The organism is Hymenobacter actinosclerus (assembly GCF_900111515.1).
In the GTDB taxonomy this organism is placed as follows: Bacteria; Bacteroidota; Bacteroidia; order Cytophagales; family Hymenobacteraceae; genus Hymenobacter; species Hymenobacter actinosclerus.
This window is the reverse complement of record NZ_FOHS01000001.1, coordinates 320,358-338,841: the sequence shown is the minus strand read 5'-3', so window position 1 is coordinate 338,841 and position 18,484 is coordinate 320,358. Positions and strand designations below refer to the sequence as shown.

The 18,484-nt window shown below is 62.9% G+C and carries 18 protein-coding genes; 4 read left to right on the top strand and 14 right to left on the bottom strand.

The features are described from left to right. A complete protein-coding gene (locus tag BMY67_RS01440) occupies positions 1-702 on the top strand; it encodes a DsbA family oxidoreductase (protein WP_092767604.1) in 702 nt (233 codons plus the stop codon). A 132-nt stretch (positions 703-834) separates the two neighbouring features. Here BMY67_RS01440 and BMY67_RS01435 read toward each other — a convergent pair whose 3' ends face one another. Further along, positions 835-1,548 (bottom strand): hypothetical protein, encoded by a 714-nt coding sequence (locus BMY67_RS01435; RefSeq protein WP_092767602.1) that lies wholly within the window; start codon positions 1,546-1,548, stop codon positions 835-837. 194 nt (positions 1,549-1,742) lie between these two features. On the opposite strand from BMY67_RS01435, the gene BMY67_RS01430 reads away from it, so the two are divergent. Both BMY67_RS01430 and BMY67_RS01425 read left to right on the top strand, forming a co-directional pair. Continuing rightward, positions 1,743-2,345, top strand: coding sequence for a DUF4136 domain-containing protein (locus BMY67_RS01430; RefSeq protein ID WP_092767601.1), 603 nt, complete (start codon positions 1,743-1,745; stop codon positions 2,343-2,345). 74 nt (positions 2,346-2,419) lie between these two features. Continuing rightward, a complete protein-coding gene (locus BMY67_RS01425; RefSeq protein ID WP_092767599.1) occupies positions 2,420-2,881 on the top strand; it encodes an META domain-containing protein in 462 nt (153 codons plus the stop codon). Positions 2,882-2,973: 92 nt separating this feature from the next. On the opposite strand, the gene BMY67_RS01420 is transcribed toward BMY67_RS01425, so the two are convergent. From BMY67_RS01420 to BMY67_RS18745, 13 genes are all read right to left on the bottom strand, one after another. Next, complete coding sequence (locus BMY67_RS01420) at positions 2,974-4,146, bottom strand: AIR synthase-related protein (protein WP_092767598.1); 1,173 nt, start codon at positions 4,144-4,146, stop codon at positions 2,974-2,976. Between the two features lie 199 nt (positions 4,147-4,345). Further along, positions 4,346-5,857 carry an amidophosphoribosyltransferase gene (gene purF, locus BMY67_RS01415; protein ID WP_092767596.1) on the bottom strand — a complete coding sequence of 504 codons (1,512 nt, stop codon included), beginning with the start codon at positions 5,855-5,857 and terminating at the stop codon, positions 4,346-4,348. Between the two features lie 78 nt (positions 5,858-5,935). Then, the gene (gene purN, locus BMY67_RS01410; RefSeq protein ID WP_245744830.1) at positions 5,936-6,553 is read right to left on the bottom strand and encodes a phosphoribosylglycinamide formyltransferase; all 618 of its coding nucleotides are present in this window, start codon (positions 6,551-6,553) and stop codon (positions 5,936-5,938) included. Between the two features lie 47 nt (positions 6,554-6,600). Then, the gene (gene purD / locus BMY67_RS01405) at positions 6,601-7,881 is read right to left on the bottom strand and encodes a phosphoribosylamine--glycine ligase (RefSeq protein ID WP_262490338.1); all 1,281 of its coding nucleotides are present in this window, start codon (positions 7,879-7,881) and stop codon (positions 6,601-6,603) included. Next, the gene (locus BMY67_RS01400) at positions 7,881-8,216 is read right to left on the bottom strand and encodes an antibiotic biosynthesis monooxygenase family protein (protein ID WP_092767594.1); all 336 of its coding nucleotides are present in this window, start codon (positions 8,214-8,216) and stop codon (positions 7,881-7,883) included. The genes purD and BMY67_RS01400 overlap by 1 nt, the downstream gene beginning before the upstream one ends. 2 nt (positions 8,217-8,218) lie before the next feature. Beyond that, a complete protein-coding gene (locus BMY67_RS01395; RefSeq protein WP_092767592.1) occupies positions 8,219-9,160 on the bottom strand; it encodes a phosphoribosylaminoimidazolesuccinocarboxamide synthase in 942 nt (313 codons plus the stop codon). Positions 9,161-9,242: 82 nt separating this feature from the next. Next, positions 9,243-10,775 (bottom strand): phosphoribosylformylglycinamidine synthase subunit PurQ, encoded by a 1,533-nt coding sequence (locus tag BMY67_RS01390; protein ID WP_092767590.1) that lies wholly within the window; start codon positions 10,773-10,775, stop codon positions 9,243-9,245. Then, positions 10,775-13,804 (bottom strand): phosphoribosylformylglycinamidine synthase subunit PurL, encoded by a 3,030-nt coding sequence (locus BMY67_RS01385; RefSeq protein ID WP_092767588.1) that lies wholly within the window; start codon positions 13,802-13,804, stop codon positions 10,775-10,777. The genes BMY67_RS01390 and BMY67_RS01385 overlap by 1 nt, the downstream gene beginning before the upstream one ends. Before the next feature lie 127 nt (positions 13,805-13,931). Next, positions 13,932-14,552 (bottom strand): orotate phosphoribosyltransferase, encoded by a 621-nt coding sequence (gene pyrE, locus BMY67_RS01380; RefSeq protein ID WP_092767586.1) that lies wholly within the window; start codon positions 14,550-14,552, stop codon positions 13,932-13,934. A 7-nt stretch (positions 14,553-14,559) separates the two neighbouring features. Beyond that, positions 14,560-14,874 (bottom strand): hypothetical protein, encoded by a 315-nt coding sequence (locus BMY67_RS01375; protein ID WP_092767584.1) that lies wholly within the window; start codon positions 14,872-14,874, stop codon positions 14,560-14,562. Between the two features lie 24 nt (positions 14,875-14,898). Next, a complete protein-coding gene (gene pyrF / locus BMY67_RS01370) occupies positions 14,899-15,660 on the bottom strand; it encodes an orotidine-5'-phosphate decarboxylase (RefSeq protein ID WP_177189639.1) in 762 nt (253 codons plus the stop codon). A gap of 115 nt (positions 15,661-15,775) precedes the next feature. Further along, positions 15,776-16,621, bottom strand: a complete 846-nt coding sequence (locus BMY67_RS01365; protein ID WP_143069658.1) for a dihydroorotate dehydrogenase — start codon at positions 16,619-16,621, stop codon at positions 15,776-15,778. 124 nt (positions 16,622-16,745) lie between these two features. Beyond that, on the bottom strand, positions 16,746-17,039 hold the full coding sequence (locus BMY67_RS18745) for a hypothetical protein (RefSeq protein WP_143069657.1): 294 nt from the start codon (positions 17,037-17,039) through the stop codon (positions 16,746-16,748). An 844-nt stretch (positions 17,040-17,883) separates the two neighbouring features. Between BMY67_RS18745 and BMY67_RS01360 the strand changes: the two genes are divergently transcribed. Further along, complete coding sequence (locus tag BMY67_RS01360; protein ID WP_092767578.1) at positions 17,884-18,456, top strand: DUF4468 domain-containing protein; 573 nt, start codon at positions 17,884-17,886, stop codon at positions 18,454-18,456. Positions 18,457-18,484 lie beyond the last annotated feature (28 nt).

The following is an 18,484-nucleotide window of genomic DNA, read 5'->3' as shown; positions in this document are numbered from 1 at the left end:
ATGAAAATCGAAATCTGGTCCGACATTCTTTGCCCCTTCTGCTACATCGGTAAGCGCCGTCTCGAAACGGCACTGGCCGGCTTTGCCCACGCCGACGATGTGCAGGTGGAGTGGCGCAGCTTCGAGCTCGACCCCAACGCCGACCCGACGCCCGGCGAAAACCAGTACGTGCGCCTGGCCCGCAAATACGGCAACACCGAGGAGTGGGCCCGCCAGATGAGCGCCAATATGGCCCAAACGGCCGCCCTGGAAGGCCTGGCCTTCGACTTCGATAAGCTGGTGCCTACCAACTCGCTCGACGCCCACCGCCTCGTGCACCTGGCCGCCCGCCACGGCCGCCAGGATGCCGCCAAGGAGCGCCTGTTCAAAGCCTACCTCGAAGAGGGCCTCGACATCAACGACCACGCCGTACTCGCCCGCCTCGGGGCCGAGCTGGAGCTGCCCGCCGAAGAGGTTTCGGCGTTGCTGGCCTCAGATGAGTTCGAGCCGGAAGTGCGCCGCGACGAGTACGAGGCCCGGCAGATCGGCGTACGGGGCGTGCCTTACTTCGTGTTTGCCGATAAGTACGCCGTATCGGGCGCCCAGCCGGCCGAGCTGTTTGCCGAAGTGCTGGAGAAAGCCTGGAGTGAAACCCAGCCCCGCCACGAGCAGGTAGCCGGCCCCGAGGGTGCCGCCTGCGGCCTCGACGGCGGCATCTGCTAACCAGACTGCCGCCCGCGTTCGGCAACGCTATAGCACCTAAAAGCACCGCCCCTGGCGTCCGTAGCGGCACCAGGGGCGGTGCTTATTAGGTGGAAGCTGTTCAGAACCGGCAGGAGGCAGAAGTGCCTGGGCTTACTTGTTGCGGTAGGGAAAAACCGGGGCGGCGGCTTTCACCAGGCGCTCGGCCAGGCGGTCGGGCCGCAGGGCGCCCTGGCCGGTACCGGCAAAATCGAAGCGCCACACCAGCTCGCCCGTGCGGCAGTCGTGCAGGGTGAGGTTGGTGGTTGACTGGCTGGAGGGAATAACCGAGGGGCCCACCAGGGGCTCGTTGAGCAGCACCTTGGCCGCCAGCCCCAGGCCGGCCGGCAGCGGCTGGTAGAGGTCGGTCTGGCCCGAGAGCAGGGCATCGACGCCCAGAATGCGTTGCAGCTCGCTCATCGACTGCCCGGGCAGCTGCTCGTAGCTGATGCCAGCGTACTGGAGCCGGCGGTTGGTTTCGGCCACGGGCTGGAACTTCACCGAGTAGCCGGCGGCCGGCGGCCGGGCCTGAAGCTGGGTGAGCAGCTGCTGCTGGAGCTGGTAGGCCACGACCTTGCCTTCGCGCTTCTGGGCATCGGTCCACTCGCCCACAATGCGCCGCTGGGTGGCCGCCGTAGTGTCGGCGCCGCCGTAGCGAATGTCGCGCAGCCGCACCCGGTCCTGGCTGACTTCGAAGGGCAGCACGGCCACCGTGCGGTGGGCGCTCAGGGCGGGCGCGTTGAGGGTGCGGCCGGCGTATTGCTGGGGCGCGCAGGCGGCCGGCAGTAGCAGGGCGGCCAGCAGCCAGGAACGAAGGAAAGGATGCATAACCAGCGCTATAAGCATAAGCCCTGCGCAACAGGCGCGGGCCCCCGGAAGCCGCCTATTTCGTGCCAGAAATCAGCTCACCCGCCCCCGGTAGCAGCCCCGAAGTGGGGAGCGGCCGGACGAAACGCATAACCCGCCTGCTCACGAAGGAGTAAAACCGATATATCATCCTTATTACTAAACGACTAAATCTCATGAAAACTTTCCTCTTGCCCCTGCTTTTCGCCCTGATGGTGCTGGTAGCCGGCTGCTCGCCCGGCGTAACGGTGCAGCAAAAGCCCGGCACCGACTTCAGCCAGTACAAAACCTACGACTGGGCCAAAACCGACGTAAAATCGGCTGACTCGCAGAACCCGATTTACCAGAGCAGCCTCAACGACGCCCAGATTCAGCAGGCCATCAGCGCGGAACTGGCCAAGCGCGGCATCCGCCAGGCGGCCAGCAGCGCCAACCCCGATTTTTACCTGACCTATCATCTGTACATTGATGAGGCCGAGCGGACGGTGGCCACTCCGCAGCCCGTGGGCTACGCCTATCCCTACGCCGTGTCGTACCGCGGCGGCTACCTGCCCATCAACTACGGTTACTGGTACAGCTCGCCCCGCTACCGCACCAGCTACCGCACGCAAACCTACCAGCAGGGCACCATGATTCTGGACTTCATCGATGCCCGCACCAACAACCTGGTTTGGCGCGGCTCGTTAGTAGATGCCGTAAACGACCCCGCCCGCCTGGGTAGCGAGTTCAGCCGCGCCGCCAAGGAAATTCTGGATGAGTTTCCGGTCCAGAAAATGTAAGTTTCCGGCCCGCCTTGCCCACCTGGGTGGCCCGGCTTCTTCTGCTTCTTCTCCTCCCTTTCACTTTCTGCCGTATGTTTCGCGCCTCCTTTTATGCTGCCCTCGCTACGCTAGCCCTAGCCAGCTGCACCGCCAAAACCACCGAGCCAATGGCCGACGCCACCGGTAACCCCGCCGCCTCCGCTACCACCACCACGCCCGATGCGGCCGCGCTGGCCGGCGAGTGGCGCATCCTAACGCTCAACGGCGCAGCCCTGCCCGCTGAGGCTGCCACCGAGGCGTCGATCAGCTTCGATGCGGCCACCAACAAGGTAGCCGGCACCACGGGCTGCAACCGCCTGATGGGCACCTACGCCGTCAGCGGCACGGGTATCACCTTCGGCCCCATGGCCACCACCCGCATGGCCTGCCCGCCCAACAACCCCGAGGCCAGCCTGCTGACCGTGCTGGGCTCCCAAACCCTCACCTACCAGCTCAGTGGTAATGCGCTTACGCTACTAGAGGGCACCACCCCGGTCGTTACGCTGAGCCGCTAGGCCGCTGATTTTTTTTACAAAAAAGCGAAGCCCGGTTTCCGCTTCCAGCCAGTGCTGGAAGCGGAAACCGGGCTTCGCTTTTTGTGCGGAAGCTACCCTTCGTAGCGCAGCTCGCCCGCGCCCACGCGCAGCGTTACGCCCGGCTCGGCCGTGATGCGGCCTGCTACCTGGGCCCGGTAGCCGCTACCGCGCAGGCTGGCTACCACGGCGTCGGCCTGGGCTTCGTCGGTTACCAGCAGCATGCCGTTGCCCATGTTCCAGTAGAGGTAGGCTTCCTGGGGCGTGATACCGGCCAGCTCGGCCAGCTGCTGCATGGCCGGCAGCGGTTCGAACAGGTTGTCCAGTTCGGCGCCCACCCCGTTTTTGAGCACCCGCTTGAAGTTGTCGGCCAGGCCGCCGCCGGTGATGTGGGCGGCCGCGTGCAGCGGCAGGCCCGCATCGAGCACCGCCGCCACGCCCGGCGAGTAGATGAGCGAAGGCGCCAGCATCACCTCGCCCCAATTTTCAGCTGTTAGCTGAGAGCTTTTAGCCGTTAGCTTTTCGTGCTGACTGCCAGATTGCCCCTCGGCTTTTACTTTTTCACGTTGACTTTTTACTTCGTCGTAAGGTGCCTCGTGCCACTTTTCGCCGAAGGCCTTGGTGAGGGCACGGCGGGCCAGCGAGTAGCCGTTGGAGCGGAACGAGGGCGAGTGCAACGCCACCACCACCTGCCCGGCGCGCACGTTGGCGCCGCTGAGGGGGCGCTCCAGGCTGGGGTGCAGCACGCCCACGGCCGTCGAGCACCAGTTGAAATTCATGCGGGCGCCGGGGTAGCCGCCGATGCGGTTGCCGAGCTCGGCAATTTCGCCGCCCGTTACGGCAATCTGGCTGAACTGGGCCGCATCGTGCAGGCCGCGCATGAGCTCATCGACTACGGTGTAGTCGAGCGTGTTCACGTCGATGATGTTGGAGAGGTTGGTGGGCACGAAGCCGGCCACGATGAGGTCGTCGGCTACCATGGCAATCAGGTCGTAGCCCAGCGTGTCGTAGCGGTCGAGGCGCTCGGCCACTTCGATTTTGGTGCCGATGCCGTCGGAGCCGATGCCCAGCCGCTCGTTGCCAAAGCGGATTTCGTTGGAGAAGCCTCCGGCCAGGTCGCGGGCCGGCTCGCCGGGCTTACCGGCGCGGGTGGCGAAGGTTTTCTGGGCCCACTCGTAGGCGTTGCGCGAGGCGTTGTTGCCTTCTTCGATGGAGTAGCCGGCAGTAGCTTTAAGGGAGGAGGACATTGAAAGAAGCTGATTTAAAGCTAAAAAACTAGTTCCCCTCCTTGGAAAGGAGGGGCTAGGGGTGGTTGATGCTAGTCGAACGGTTACTAAGACTGGAAGCCAACGGGTCGTTCAACGAATCAACCACCCCTAACCCCTCCTTTCCAAGGAGGGGAACTAGCTTCTAGCTCCTAGCTCCTGACTTCTAGCTTCATGAAAATTAATGTTCCGTCGGGGCCGGGGCTTTGGCGCTTACGGAGGGCACGAGGCCGCCGGCGTCCTTTTTGCGGTCGGTGCGGTGGCTTTCGCGCTCCTCCTGGATGTGGCCCAGGTATTTGGTGATGTCGCCGGTGGGGTACTGGCCGGTGAAGCAGGCGAAGCAGCCGCCGCCGTGGCCCTTGTCCTCGGCGAACAGCTCCTGTATGTCTTCTATTGATTGGTAGATAACCTTGTCTGCCTCGATGTAGCGGCAGATTTCCTCCTCGGTGTAGTTGGCCGCAATCAGCTCAGTGCTCATGGCCATATCGATGCCGTAGATGCAGGGCGCGATAATGGGCGGGGCGCTGCTAATGAAGTACACCTCGGCCGCGCCCGCCTCGCGCAGAATCCGCACGATGCGCCGCGAGGTGGTGCCGCGCACGATGCTGTCGTCGACTACGGCAATCTTCTTGCCCTCCACAAACTCGCGGATGGGGTTGAGCTTTTTGCGCACGATGTCCTCGCGGCCGGCCTGGCTGCTGACGATGAACGAGCGGCCCATGTGGTTGTTTTTCACCAGCGCCCGGCGGTAGGGCACGCCAATGGCCTCGGCCAGGCCCGAAGCCGCGAAGTAGCCCGACGAGGGCACGTCAATTACCATATCGGGCTGGATGCCCGACTCAATCACCTTGCGGGCGAGTATTTTGCCCAGCCGCACCCGCTCGCGGGCCACCAGCCGGCCATTGATAGTAGAGTCTTCGCGGGCGAAGTAGATGTACTCGAACACGCAGAAGGCCTTAGGCAGGCTGTACGGGTTCTTGTAGTGCACCTCGAAGTTCTGGTCGATAAACACGGCCTGCCCCGGCCCCACGTTCTGCACGAACTCAAAGCCCAGGTAGTCGAAGCAGGTGCTTTCGGAAACGAAGGCGTACACCGGGCCATTTTCGGTCTGGCGGCGGCCCAGCACCAGCGGCCGGATGCCCAGCGGGTCGGTGAAGGCCAGCATGCCGTGGCCGGCAATGATGGTGACGGTGGCGTAGGCGCCCTTCACCAGCTCCTGGGTGGTCTCGACGGCATCAAAAATATCCACTACCGACAGCGCATCAAGGTTTTTGAGGCGCAGCTCGGAGGCGAAGGTGTACATAATCAGCTCCAGGTCGTTGCTGGTTTTGGGCAGCACGTGGTACTTCTCGTGCAGGCGCTTGGCGGCCGAGCGGAAGTTGATGACGTTGCCGTTGTGCACCATCGCCAGCCCGAAGGGGTAGCTGGTGGTAAACGGCTGGGCCAGCTCGGCGTCGCCCGAGCCCTGGGTGGTGTAGCGGGCGTGGCCGATGCCGATGTTGCCCTTGAGCTTCTTGAGCTGCTTGGGCCGGAACACGTCGGAAATCAGTCCGTTGCCCTTGCACAGGTGGAAGTTGCCGTCGAAGGTGGCCATGCCGGCCGCATCCTGCCCCCGGTGCTGGAGCGCCGTCAGGCCAAACACGATGTCGTGGGCAACATCCTCGGGGCCGTAAAAACCTACAATTCCGCACATTTTGAGTTGTCAGTTGTCAGTTGCCGGTTGCCAGGCCGCTGGGGGTGGGTGGTACGCTATCGAAACGATTCAGCAAGACTAGGCCGGGTGTCGTTCCTTGGTAATCAATTCAGCCAGGGCTTTCGCATACAGCTGATGCTCGGCCAGCAGGCCGCGACGCTCGACTTCGGCCAGGGTGGTAGCCCCGCGCAGGTCCACGGTTTGCTGGGCCAGCACGGGGCCGGTGTCTAAGCCCTCATCAACCAGATGCACCGTTATTTTGGTTTCAGCCAGCTGATTTTCAAAGGCCCACTCGTAGGCGTGCAGGCCCTGGTGCAGGTGGGTATCGGCGGGGTGAATGTTGAGGATGCGGCCCGCGAAAGCGCGCACGAAGGTGGGCGAGAGGATGCGCATGTAGCCGGCCAGCACAACATAATCGGGCTGGTACTGGCGCAGTATTTCCACTACTTCGGCGTCGAACTCGGCGCGCTGACGGCCCTGGCTGCTGAGGCTGGCGGTGGGGCAGGCCAGCGCCGCGGCCGTAGCCAGGCCAGGCGCGTCGGGGTGGTTGCTGAACACCACCGCCACCTCGGCCAGCTCGCGCAGGATACCGGTCTGGGCAGCCGTTACCAGCGCCACCATATTAGAGCCCCGGCCCGAGAGCAGAATGGCCAGGCGGGCTTTCGGAACGCCGGCACCTGCTTCCCGCTCGCTCAAGGCAGGAGAACCGGAAGATAGGGCAGGCGTATGGGGCGGGTTCCTCTTCACCGCAATTCGCTGAAAATGAGCGTTGGCTCCGGCCGCTGGCCGATGTCGGAGCGCACGTATTTGTCCTGAAAGTTAACCATTTCGGCGGCGGCGTACGCCCGTTCTACCGCGATGGGCAGCTCGGGGCCGTGGGCCGTGAGTACCAGCACCCGGCCGCCGCTGGTTGCCAGCTCGCCGGAGTCGGTGCGGCGGGTGGCTCCGTGGAAAGCCTGCACGTCGGCGGGCAACTGGTCGAGGCCGCTGATGGGGAAGCCGGTGGGAAAACCGGCCGCGGGGTAGCCGCCCGAGGCCAGCACCAGGCCCACGAAGTAGCCGGGGCGCTGGCGCACGGTGGTTTGGGCCAGCGTGCCGTCGAGGGTGGCTTCGAGCAGCTCCAGAAAGCTGCTTTCGAGGGCCGGCAGCAGCACTTCGGCCTCGGGGTCGCCGAGGCGGGCGTTGTATTCGAGCAGCTTGGGTCCCTGGGGCGTGAGCATGACGCCGAAGTACAGGAAGCCTTTGAAATCGAACGGCTCGGCCCGAATGCCCTCCAGGGTGGGGTCGATGATATCGGTGCGGATGGCGGCCAGGATGTTGTCGTCGGCGAAGGGTACCGGGCAGTAGGCGCCCATGCCGCCGGTGTTGGGGCCCTGGTCGTGGGCCAGCAGCTGCTTGTGGTCCTGCGAAGGACTCAGCAGCCGGATGGCGTTGCCGTCGGTGATGCCGATGATGCTGATTTCGGGGCCACTGAGCTTTTCTTCGAGCAGAAAGCTGAACCAGCCGCTGTGCTGCTGCTCCAAATCATCCAGCGCGGCGTGGGCTTCTTCCACCGACGAGCACACGTACACGCCCTTGCCGGCCGCCAGCCCGTCGAACTTCACCACTACCTGCCCATCCAGCTCGGCCACTTTGGCGCGGGCCTCAGCCAGCTTATCGCTCCGGAACTGCCACGACTGGGCCGTGGCCACCCCGTGGCGGCGCATGAAGTTCTTGCTCCATACCTTCGAGCTTTCCAGCGTGGCGCCCGCCCGGCCCGGCCCAAACACCCGGATATCGGAGCCGGCGAAGTAGTCGGTAACGCCGGCCGCCAGTGGAGCCTCGGGGCCTACTACCACCAGCCTGGCGTCGTGCGCTTCGCAGAAGGCTTTGATGGCCGGGAAGTCGAGGGCGCTGATGTCGGGGTGGCTGCCCGGGATGCCGGCATTGCCGGGCAGCACGTGCACGGTGGCCCCGTCCTGGGTAAGTTTCCAGGCCATGGCATGCTCGCGGGCCCCGCTGCCGAGAAGTACTATATTTTTCACTAAATCAGCTTGTCAGAAGTAAAACCATACGCCCGCTCCACCTTGCACACCCGCACCTGATAAGCCGAATACCACTGGGCCCGCCCCTGCCGCTGGGCTTGCAGGTGGTCGAGCTGTGCTTTCCAGCCCCGAATCGACTCCTCGTCGCGCCAGTACGATACGGTGATGCCCAGCTCGTCGCGGGCACTCTCGATACCCAGGTAGCCGGGCTGCTGCCGCGCCATTTCGTCCATCAGCACCGCCATTTCGCCATAGCCCTGGTCGCCCTCAGTCCGGAGCGAACTGAAGATAACAGCGTAGTAGGGCGGCGCGGGTGTTGGGGCGAAGGGCAGCATGGCTACGAATTCGTAAGCTCCGTATCGGTCATGATACCGGCCCGCACGAGGTTGCCCACGAGGCGGGTGCGGACGTCGCCGGTGGTTTCGCTGCCGGTGGGCAGCGGCGCGCCGGTTATGCGCTCGTATATGTCGAGGTAGCGGCGGGTGGCTTCGGCGGCTACTTCGGGCGGGAGGGCGCGCGGGTACTTGCCGTCCTGCTTGTTGGCAATGAGCCACTGGCGCACGTACTCCTTGTCCATCTGCTCCACGGCCTCGGGGTTGCGGGCGTAGTCGTCGGCGCTCCAGAACCGCGACGAGTCGGGCGTGTGGATTTCGTCAATCAGCATCAACTGGCCCTCAAACAGGCCGAACTCGTACTTGGTATCGACCAGAATAATGCCGCGCCCGGCCATCCATTCGGAGGCAAAGTTGAACAGCTCCAGAGCCTTCACCCGCATCTGCTCGTACAACTCGGCCGATACCCAGCCCTCGCTCACCAGGTTCTCGGGCGTAATCTCGCGGTCCGACTCCTCCTTGGTGGTGGGCGTGACGATGGGCTCGGGGAACTGCTGGTGCTTGGTCAGGCCGTCGGGCACGGTTACGCCCGAAAAGGTGCGCTGGCCCTGCTGGTAGCCGCGCAGCATCGAGCCGGTGAGGTAGTTGCGCACCACCATCTCCACCCGAATCGGCTCGGCCTCGTGGGCCAGCGTCACGTTGGGGTCGGGCAGGCTGATGACGTGGTTAGGCACGATGTGCCGGGTTTTGTCGAACCAGAACGCGGCCAGGCCGTTGAGCACCGCGCCCTTGTGGGCCACCGGCGTTTCGAGTACCGAGTCGAAGGCCGACAGCCGGTCGGTAACCACAATCAGCCGCTCGCCCGAGGGCGCCCGGTACGAGTCGCGGACTTTGCCCCGGTGCAGAAGTTCGAGCTGGGGAGTGGCGAAGTGGTCGAGGGTGTTCATGCGTGGACCGTTTGGGGTTGGTTCTAGTGGTTGCCTCACCCCCCGGCCCCCTCTCCAGGGGGAGAGGGGGTGCCAGGCGACGTTAGTTTTTCAGAGAATACTGGCGGAGAGCGGCGCTGATTTTTTGCAGGACCGTGGGCAGGTCGTGAAGCACCTGACCGTTAGTGAAGCGAAGCACATGGTAGCCAACACCCTCCAGCTCGTACGTGCGGCCAGTGTCGTATTCGGCCTGGCCGGTTTCGTCATGCACCTCACCATCTACCTCTACAATCAGGTTGTGCTGGGTGCAGATGAAGTCTACAATGAATGTTCCGATGGCATGTTGCCGCCGAAATTTGGCGTCATCCAACTGCCGGTTTCGCAACGCCTGCCAAAGGGTATCTTCGGCTGGAGTAGGTTCGCGACGCATATCTCCACTAAAATATTTCAGTCGCTCAAACCACTGTTTTTTATCAGCAGTCAATCGTGGCCGGTTGCCTAACGCTTCAACGTCAGGCTCCCCCTCTCCCCCTGGAGAGGGGGCCGGGGGGTGAGGCAACGATGCCACCCACTCCACGATGTTGCGAAACAGCTTCAGCCCATCCCCATCTTCTGAAATCGAAGCATTTGCCCGCTTGCGGCGGGCCCAGTCGGGGTGGTTATACAAGGAGAGGAACGCCTCGGGGTGGGGCATGAGGCCGAACACGCGGCCAGTGGTGTCGGTCAGGCCGGCGCAGTGCAGGTCGGCGCCGTTGGGGTTGTGGGGGTAGTTGGCGGTGGGCGCGCCGGCTTCGTCGAGGTAGCTGAGGCAGTTGAGGCCCCGGGCTTCGATGGCGGCGGCCGTTTCGGAGTTGCCGATAATCAGGCGGCCCTCGCCGTGGCGCACGGGTACTTCCAGCGTGTCGAGGCCGCGCAGGAAGGGCGTGTTCGACTTCGGGTTGACTTTCAGCCGCACCCAGCGGTCTTCGTAGCGGCCCGAAGCGTTGTGGGTCAGGGTTACTTCGGGCGTTACGGTACCGGCCAGGTCGGGCAGCAGGCCCAGCTTCACCAGCACCTGGAAGCCGTTGCAGATGCCCAGCACGTGCTTGCCGCCGGCCACGAACTCGCGGATATCGTCGAGCAGCGTGCGGCCCTCGTCGTTTTTGCGGTAGCGCAGCTTGTTGGCCAGCACCACGCCCGAGCCCAAATCATCACCGAACGAGAAGCCGCCGGGGAAGTTGAGGATGTCGTAATCGTGAATGCTGACGTGGCCGTGCAGTACCTGGTTGAGGTGCACGATGGTGGCCTCGGCGCCTGCCAGCCGGTAGGCCGCCGCGAATTCCTCCTCGCAGTTGATGCCGAAACCGGTCAGGATAAGGGCCTGAACCTTTGAGTTGTCAGTTGTCAGTTGCGAGTTGTCAGGCCGCCCCTTTTCCGAGTTATCAGTTGTCAGTTGCTCGTTGTCAGAATCTGCTTTCGCTACCTCATCGACATTGTCTTTCAGCGGCTCGTTGGATTCGTGGCCGCCGTCGACGCTTTTGTAGCCGGGTAGCAGGATGTTGCCGTCGCCGTCCACCATTTCGTAGCCGGGGTCTTCGGGGCGGGGGCGCGGGGGCAGGTTCAGGTCGGGCAGGTTGGGCTGCTGGTCGTTTTCCATTATTGATGCGCGGTTTCGTGCTGGCCGAAGCCGATAATCCGGTTCACCGGGCCGTTGGTCCACTCGTGGCGCAGGGCGGCGCAGTCGGCGGCAATAACCACCTGGCCCTGGTGGCGCACCGTCAGCTGGCCGTCGGCCGTTACGCGGCCCAGGCGGGTGGCGCGGGGGCCAAAGTGCTGCTCGAAAGCCACCACATCGGCCGGAGCCACCGTGGCCACAAAGCGCGAGTGCGACTCCGAAAACAGCTGCACCGGCACCGGCAGGCGTTCCGGCAGCTCCACCTCAGCCCCAAAGCCGTAACCGAATGTGGCTTCGGCCAGCGCCACGGCCAGCCCGCCGTCGCTCAAATCGTGGCAGCTCTGAATCAGGCTCTGGTCGTTGGCCTCTCCTATTAATATGTAGAGTGCTTTGGCGGCCTCGAAGCGCACCTGCGGCACGTTGGCGCCCAGCTCACCGAAGAGCTGGTAGAACTCCGAGCCACCTAGTTCGTCGTAAGTTTCGCCCAGCAGGTACACCACATCGTCGGCTTGCTTGAAGTCGGAGGTGATGGCCCGGCGCACGTCCTCCATCTTGGCGGTCATCGAGTACAGCACGGTCGGCGGCACCGAAATCTTCACACCGTCGGCCTTGAAGTCGTTCTTCATCGAGTCCTTGCCGCTGGTGAGCGGGATGCAGTAGGCGGCCGTGGCATCGCGCAGGGCCTGGCACATGCGCACCAGTTTGGCCAGCTTGAACCTGCCATCGGGGTTGCCCACGGGGTCGTACAGCGAATCGGGCACGCAGAAGTTGTCGTTGACGGACCAGAAGTTGCCGTCGCCGTAGCTCAAATTGGGCAGCTTGCCGCCCACGGCCACAATCTGGCGTACGGCCTCGTCAAACGAGCCCGCCGACATGGCGTAGGGGTCCAGGTCGCCGAAGCGGGGCAGAATGCCGTTGCTCACGGCCACGCCTTCCCAGCTCTCGAAGTTGAAGCGCACCACGGCCGCATCCTGGGGCGCCTGCCCCGTCGCGCCCATCAGGGGCTTTACAATGGTGCGGCCCTTCACCTCGTGGTCGTACTGCCGAATGACGGATTCGCGGGAGCAGATGTTGAGGCTGCCGAGCAGGCGGGTGAGGATGCTGGTGTACTCGGTGGTGGCCGACAGCACGGGCTCCGTCAGCGTCGGCTTGGTCCACTCCGCTTCCATCAGCTTGCGGGGCACACCGTTGTGCAGGAAATCCATGTTGAGGTAGGCCACCGGCGCGTCGGCGAAGCGCACGTCGAGGTAGCCGGTGGCCGTGAAGTAACCGATGTCGGTCAGCTCCACTTCCATCTCGCGGCCCAGCACCAGCAATTCCTCCATTTTGGCCGGCTCCACCGCCAGCGTAAACCGTTCCTGCGACTCCGAAACGAAGATTTCCCAGGGGCGCAGGCCGGGGTATTTCAGCGGCACGTCGGCCAGCTCGACCACCGCACCGCCCGAAATGGTGGCCAGCTCGCCGATGCTCGACGAGAGGCCGCCCGCGCCGTTGTCGGTGCTGCACCGGATGAGGCCGCGGCGGGTGGCCAGAATCAGGAAATCCATGGCCAGCTTCTGGGTGATGGGCGAGCCAATCTGCACGGCCGTGGCGGGCGAGGTTTCGTCTAATTCAATGGAAGAAAACGTGGCGCCGTGGATGCCGTCTTTGCCCACCCGGCCGCCGGCCATGATGATGCGGTCCTGGGGCTCAATGTGCTTTTCCCACGAATCGAGGCCGGCCAGCTGCATGGGCAGCACGGCCCCGGTGCCGCAGTACACCAGCGGCTTGCCGGCGTAGCGGTCGTCAAACACGATGCTGCCGTTCACGGTGGGCACGCCCGACTTGTTGCCGCCGTCCTCGATGCCCTTGCGCACGCCCTCGAAAATGCGGCGCGGGTGCAGCTGGTTGCTCAGCAGCGTGCCATCAAACTCGGGGTTGCCGAAGCACAGCACGTTGGTGTTGAACAGCAGCCGCGCCCCCCCGATGCCGGTGGCCAGCGGGTCGCGGTTGTTGCCCAGAATACCCGTAATAGCCCCGCCGTAGGGGTCGATGGCCGAGGGCGAGTTGTGGGTTTCCACTTTCCAGACAAACAGCGACTCGGGGTTGATGCGTACGGCCCCGGCGTTGTCGGAGAACACCTTGATCAGCCAGTCGTTGCCGTTGGCCCGCAGCTGGCGGTCCACTTCGGCGGTGGCGTCTTTGATGTAGGTTTTGAACAGCGAATCCACCTCGAACTCCTCGCCCGTGTCCAAGTCGCGGTAGTGGATCAGGGCCGCAAACTCTTTGTGCTTGCAGTGCTCCGACCAGGTTTGGGCAATAATTTCCAGCTCGCAATCCAGGGGCTCGAGGGGCAGCCCGGCAGCCGCACGCTCGGCCTGCATGCCGGCGTAGTGGTCGCGCACCACCCGCATTTCTTCCAGGTTGAGGGCGTAGAGGTTGTCTTTGGAGAGCTGCACCAGCTGCTCGTCGGAGAGGCCGGCCAGCGGCACGGTTTCCGTAATGGGCTCGGCCCCGCCACCGGGCCGCGGCGTGTAGTCGCGGATGTCGGTGAGGGGGCCGGTTTCGAAGCGGTTGATTTGCTTGTTGCCCAGCAGCTCCTGAGCCAGCCGGCGCAGGTCGGCTTCGGGCAGGGCTTCTTCCAGAAAGTAAAGCCGCTTGCTGAAAATATGCTGGGTGTGGGTGTCGAGCGGCTCGTTGAGCAGGTCGCCCAGCGCGTTCTGGGCCGAAATGCCCTCGTCGTCGGTCACGCCGGGCAGCTTGGCTACCAGAATGTAGCTTTTATAGCCGGCACCGTGGCGGAACTCGTCGAAGGCCACTTCGTGCAGCACCGGATCCTGGAGGCAACGGGTGGCGAAGTCGCGCAGCTGCTGGTCGCTCAGGGGGTAGCGCACCGTGTAGAGGGCGGTACTTTGCACGCGGCCGGTGTGCAGGCCCAGGTGGCGGCGGGCGGCCTCGGCGATGCGCTGGCCCTCGCCGTCGTGTTGGTCGGGCCGGAGCAGCAGCTGAATTGTTCTCTGGGTAGGTTCCAAAAGAAGGGGTGTTGTCTATTTTTCGGTGCCACGCCGAGGCCCCGCAAGGGCCACCGTGGGGAGCCTACCCCACGCGGGGGTACGCCGAAAATGCCTTGCCGCCGGGCCGGTTGCCGCCGCGGTAGGTTTAAGAAAACGCTTTTTCCGGCCGACTGCCGGGTTTCACCACCGGAACGCCCGCCCGGCAAAGCGGACAATCGTCGGGTGCGTAGGTGGCCGCCGTTACCGGTAGCAGGGCAAAGTTCGGAAAATTCAGCGCAGCATTGCCACCGGTGCGGTCAATTAAACTTGCCACGGCCAAAACTTTCCCGCCCAGCTCCGTCAGCAGCCGGGCTACTTCGTTGGTGCTCTTGCCGGTAGTCACCACGTCTTCGGCGATGATGATTTGCTGGCCGGGCTCGATAGTAAAGCCCCGGCGCAGGCTCATCTGGCCGTTTTCGTCGCGCTCCGTGAAGATGCCGGGTACCTCCAGCTGCCGGGCCAGCTCGTAGCCCATCACCACGCCGCCCATGGCCGGGCCCACCACCAAATCGGGCGCAAAACCGGCAGCCCGTAACTGGCGGGCCAGCTCGGCGGCGGCCGGCGCGGCCAGTTCGGGCCGGCGCAGAAACCGGGCGCATTGCACGTACGTGTCCGAATGCAGCCCCGACGAGAGCCGGAAGTGCCCGCGCAACAGCGCATGTTCCCGCAGCAGTTGCTGCTCCAGGTTTTCGGGGGTGAAGGGGGGTTGCGAGGTAGTCAAATTCATTGGGGGTTTATTCAGCTCCTTCTGTTGAAATGATTACTGGTTCTAAACCAATATTAAGACCCAAGAGAAAATTTACATCATCCTCTTCAGCACTAACTACCAGCATAGAATGCTCCTCTTGGGCCGTCATAAGGATATGCTCTATCCGCTCAATCTTTAAGGTCAATACCAATGAACCATTCAAGGTTACATGGGCATACCACCCTGCTTGCATTTCGCCTTCTGTTAATCGTCCGATCAGGTAAAATTCATTTCGGCGCAGAATGGCAAAGCTGTCGATAACGTCGAAGGCTCCCTTTACTGATTCACTTTTATCCGACATAAACACTCTACAAACAGGTATGGGTTATACCCCCACCGTCCGGTATTCGTTTATTTGCGCCACCAGCTCCCGGGCCGCAGCTGCCGCGTCATCGGCCTGCCAGAGGGCGCGCGAGGTGTTGATGAGCAGGCCGGCCCCGTCGGGACGCAGGCCGGCGCGCAACGTGGCGGCCAAATCGCCGCCCTGGGCACCCACGCCGGGCACCAGAAACCACTGCTCGGGGCAAATGGCGCGCACTTCGGCCAGCGCGGCGGGGTAGGTAGCGCCCACCACGAGGCCGATACCGCCCACTTCTGCATCGAGCCGGCAGGCCACTTGGGCTACGCCGTGGGCCAGCGAGCCGCCGCGGGTCAGGGCCATGTTCTGCATCGAGTACTGCGACTTATTGCTGGTTTTCGACAGCACGAACACCATTTTGTCCTCGCGCACGAAGGGCCGCACCGCGTCGTCGCCCATGTACGGGTTCACCGTTACGGCATCGGCCCCCACCACGTCGTAGGCGAAGCGGGCGTAATGGTCGGCGGTGCTTGCAATGTCGCCGAACTTACCGTCCAGAATCACCGGAATGTCCTTCGGGATGCGCTGGACCGTTTCCTTGAGCAGCTGCACGCCGTTTTCGCGGCTCAGGAAAAAGGCGAGGTTGGGCTTGAAGGCGGCGGCAAACGGGCTGGTCTGGTCCACCACTTCGGCCAGCCGTCGGGCTACCTGGGCATCGTCGCCTACCGGGTCGAGGCCCACGCACAGCAGCGAGTTGACCGTTTGAATACGCTGAAGAAGCTTTTGCATAAGGCTGGGATGTAGCGCGAAGCTTTTGCTTCGCGTGTTGTGGAACATATTCGTTCGATGATAAGCAACGAAGCGCAGAAGCGGAAGCCTCGCGCTACTGCGCTTTGGTGCACGGCTACCGTTGCACTGCCGCCAGGGTACTGCACTCTGCCGCCAGCCTCGCCGAGAGGCCGGGTTCCAGCCATTCGCCGCTGCCCACCTGCACGGCGGCCGCGCCGCAGCGCAGGTAGTCCGACACGTGGCCGGCCGTAAAGATGCCCCCGGTGCCGAACACGGGCAGCATCAGGCGCTCATCGTGGGCCAGCTCCCACACGCAGCGCAACGCAACCGGGCGCAGCGCCTCCCCCGACAGGCCACCGACCACGGGCGGCGCGGTAGCATCGTCGGACAGGTGCAGAGCCTTGAGCAGGTTGGTGGCAGCCACGGCATCGGCCCCGCCCTGCTGGGCGCCGAGGGCCAGCCCCCGGATGTGCTCGGGCCAGGGCGGCAGCTTCACTATTACGGTGGCAGTAGGGCCCAGCTCGTCGCGCACGGCCCGGGTGGCCTCGCGCACGAAACCGGCCGTCAGCTGCTCGCCGCCCGCAGTGTCGGGCTGGGTCAGGTACACCTCCACGCCGGCAATCAGGCTGCCAACTTCGCGGGCCAGGAACCGCGCAATTTTGCGGAAGCCCGGCACGCCGGGGGCCGTAATGCTTACCAGCACCGGCACGCCGAAGCGGCGCAGACCGGGCAGGAACTCCTGCACCAGAATTTCAGCGCTTTCGGTGCGCATGTTGCTGGCGTTGAGCAGCGTCTGGTCGGCTACCTGCCAGATGCCTTCCTCGTAGTGGCCGGGCTGCGGTTCCATCGTCACGGTGCGGGTGAAGATGGCGCCCAGTTGTTCGTAGCCGGCCCCCGCCAACTGCCAGGGGGCAGCCGCCAGACACACCGGATTCTGTAAAGTGAGCGGACCTATTTGCATGATCAATTGTCAGTTACGAGTTTTTAAGTATCCAGTTAATCAGTGTCCAGAACGAGCTGTCAAGTGGCAACTGATATAAAGCAAAACGCCCGGCCAGAGACCGGGCGCTTGCTGGAAAGGAAGGCTAGATTACGTTTTCGCGGTTGATGAGGAAGGGTGCGGAGTAGCGGATATTGGTCTGGCTAAGGATGCACTGGGCCACCCGGGCCATGCCGGCGCCGGTTACGCCTGTAATACGGGGCGTGTGGCGGCCATTTGTTAAACCGCGAATTTTCAATGACTTGCAAGCACCACGAAACGAAACACTCCCTACGTTAACCACTGCCATTCGCTTGGGGTCGGTATTCGGGTTCACGTTGGGGGTGGCGGCAGGAGCGACGGCTACCATCTGCTCAGCAAGGGCGGTGGTGACGGTCATGTAGTGCAGGTGCAGGTACCGGTGCGGGTGGAAGAAAGAGGAGAAATCGAAGTCAGGTGCTTTCCGGACTGCCGACGGACGAATAGCCGGGGCATAAAAAAACCGCTTCGAAAGCCGAAGCGGTGGGAGCCAGAAAAGCCGGAAAAACGAAAATATTATCAGAGGAAACGACGGTGGAAATGACCTTTCGGTCATCTCGCAGGACGGCGTTTCGCTCGGTCCCGCGCTTCATCGGGGAGTATTGATTTAGCTGAAGCACTATGCAAAAGTACCAATTCAGCTCACACCCGCAAGTTTTCTAATGTTACCCTTATGTTACCAAATTGTTACGTGCATTATTTTCACACTTTACAAGGCGCTAGGTCGACAATAGCTATTTACCTGCTAATCAAATGAGTTAAGCTAAAAATCATGTTTCCTAAAGATAGCCCAAGGGCCTTACCTTTGCTCTTTGCTTGTTCTCCAACGTCAACCGCCAAATCTGCCATTACTATTATAATCCAATTTCAAAGATTTATTCGCAACGCCTCTGCAATATATAGGAGTAGAAACCGCTCCTTCTCCCCTGTCTGATTCCTGCTTTTAGCCCAATTCGGGAAAGCCCGGCCAAGCTAGGCCCGGCCAGGCCGGCAACCTCGCAGCCAGGGCTGGCATTGGATTAGCTACCTGCCATGGCGGCGGCTTCAGGCAAGCTCAACCGGCACGCCGGGCCGGGCTATTGGGGACAAAGCTGAAATCTTAACATAATTACAATAGGCTCTTTCCCTGTAGAATTAAATTTACCGCTTACATTTGTTAAGAACCTGCTTTTAAGCCTCTTGTTCTTCCTTTCCTACTGACTACTATGAAAAAAATACTACTTTCAGGTTTGCTGGCGGGGATGCTCGCGTTGCCGATGACCGGCTGGGCCCAGGCCCCCGATCGGGTCGATTACACCGAGCAGGTGGTACTAGAGGGCGCCGGCCGAAACGCACTTTATGCCCGCGCCCTCGACTGGGCCCAGCACAAGTTCAGCTACACGCCGACCAGTGCTTTGGTAGCCGAGCCAGCCAGTTCGGCCATCCGGATTACGGGCACTGGCACGCTGAAGCCAGTAGACGACCGGGGCAAGGACCAGAACCTGAGCGTGTTGTTTACCTTCCGTTTCCAGGCTACCGATAACGGTTACACCTACCACGTCAGCTCGTTCGAGGTGATACCCAACCCGCAGGCGCCTTCGCAGCGGGTGCCGCTGGAGCAGTACCAGACCGAGTTGCGCACCGACCGTAACAACGCAAAAACCCACAACGACCGCCGCCTGGGCGCCCAGGCCAACTCCCTGGCCAGCGAGGCGGCCATGTCGTTCCGCTCGTTCATGAACAGCCAGCCCGCCGAAGACCACGTTGGCGCAGCCGATGAGCAGCAGGGTGCCCAATAGCCGCACCAACCGCTGAGCATAAAAAAAG

Excerpts from the sequence above, each read along its gene's own strand:
- BMY67_RS01375 (WP_092767584.1), bottom strand. The coding sequence starts at position 14,874 with ATGTCGGATAAAAGTGAATCAGTAAAGGGAGCCTTCGACGTTATCGAC.
- BMY67_RS01395 (WP_092767592.1), bottom strand. The coding sequence starts at position 9,160 with ATGAACACCCTCGACCACTTCGCCACTCCCCAGCTCGAACTTCTGCAC.
- BMY67_RS18745 (WP_143069657.1), bottom strand. The coding sequence starts at position 17,039 with ATGACCGTCACCACCGCCCTTGCTGAGCAGATGGTAGCCGTCGCTCCT.
- BMY67_RS01420 (WP_092767598.1), bottom strand. The coding sequence starts at position 4,146 with ATGTCCTCCTCCCTTAAAGCTACTGCCGGCTACTCCATCGAAGAAGGC.
- BMY67_RS01360 (WP_092767578.1), top strand. The coding sequence starts at position 17,884 with ATGAAAAAAATACTACTTTCAGGTTTGCTGGCGGGGATGCTCGCGTTG.
- BMY67_RS01435 (WP_092767602.1), bottom strand. The coding sequence starts at position 1,548 with ATGCATCCTTTCCTTCGTTCCTGGCTGCTGGCCGCCCTGCTACTGCCG.
- BMY67_RS01390 (WP_092767590.1), bottom strand. The coding sequence starts at position 10,775 with ATGGAAAACGACCAGCAGCCCAACCTGCCCGACCTGAACCTGCCCCCG.
- BMY67_RS01400 (WP_092767594.1), bottom strand. The coding sequence starts at position 8,216 with ATGCTGCCCTTCGCCCCAACACCCGCGCCGCCCTACTACGCTGTTATC.
- BMY67_RS01440 (WP_092767604.1), top strand. The coding sequence starts at position 1 with ATGAAAATCGAAATCTGGTCCGACATTCTTTGCCCCTTCTGCTACATC.
- BMY67_RS01425 (WP_092767599.1), top strand. The coding sequence starts at position 2,420 with ATGTTTCGCGCCTCCTTTTATGCTGCCCTCGCTACGCTAGCCCTAGCC.
- BMY67_RS01365 (WP_143069658.1), bottom strand. The coding sequence starts at position 16,621 with ATGCAAATAGGTCCGCTCACTTTACAGAATCCGGTGTGTCTGGCGGCT.
- pyrF (WP_177189639.1), bottom strand. The coding sequence starts at position 15,660 with ATGCAAAAGCTTCTTCAGCGTATTCAAACGGTCAACTCGCTGCTGTGC.
- purF (WP_092767596.1), bottom strand. The coding sequence starts at position 5,857 with ATGTGCGGAATTGTAGGTTTTTACGGCCCCGAGGATGTTGCCCACGAC.
- BMY67_RS01430 (WP_092767601.1), top strand. The coding sequence starts at position 1,743 with ATGAAAACTTTCCTCTTGCCCCTGCTTTTCGCCCTGATGGTGCTGGTA.
- pyrE (WP_092767586.1), bottom strand. The coding sequence starts at position 14,552 with ATGAATTTGACTACCTCGCAACCCCCCTTCACCCCCGAAAACCTGGAG.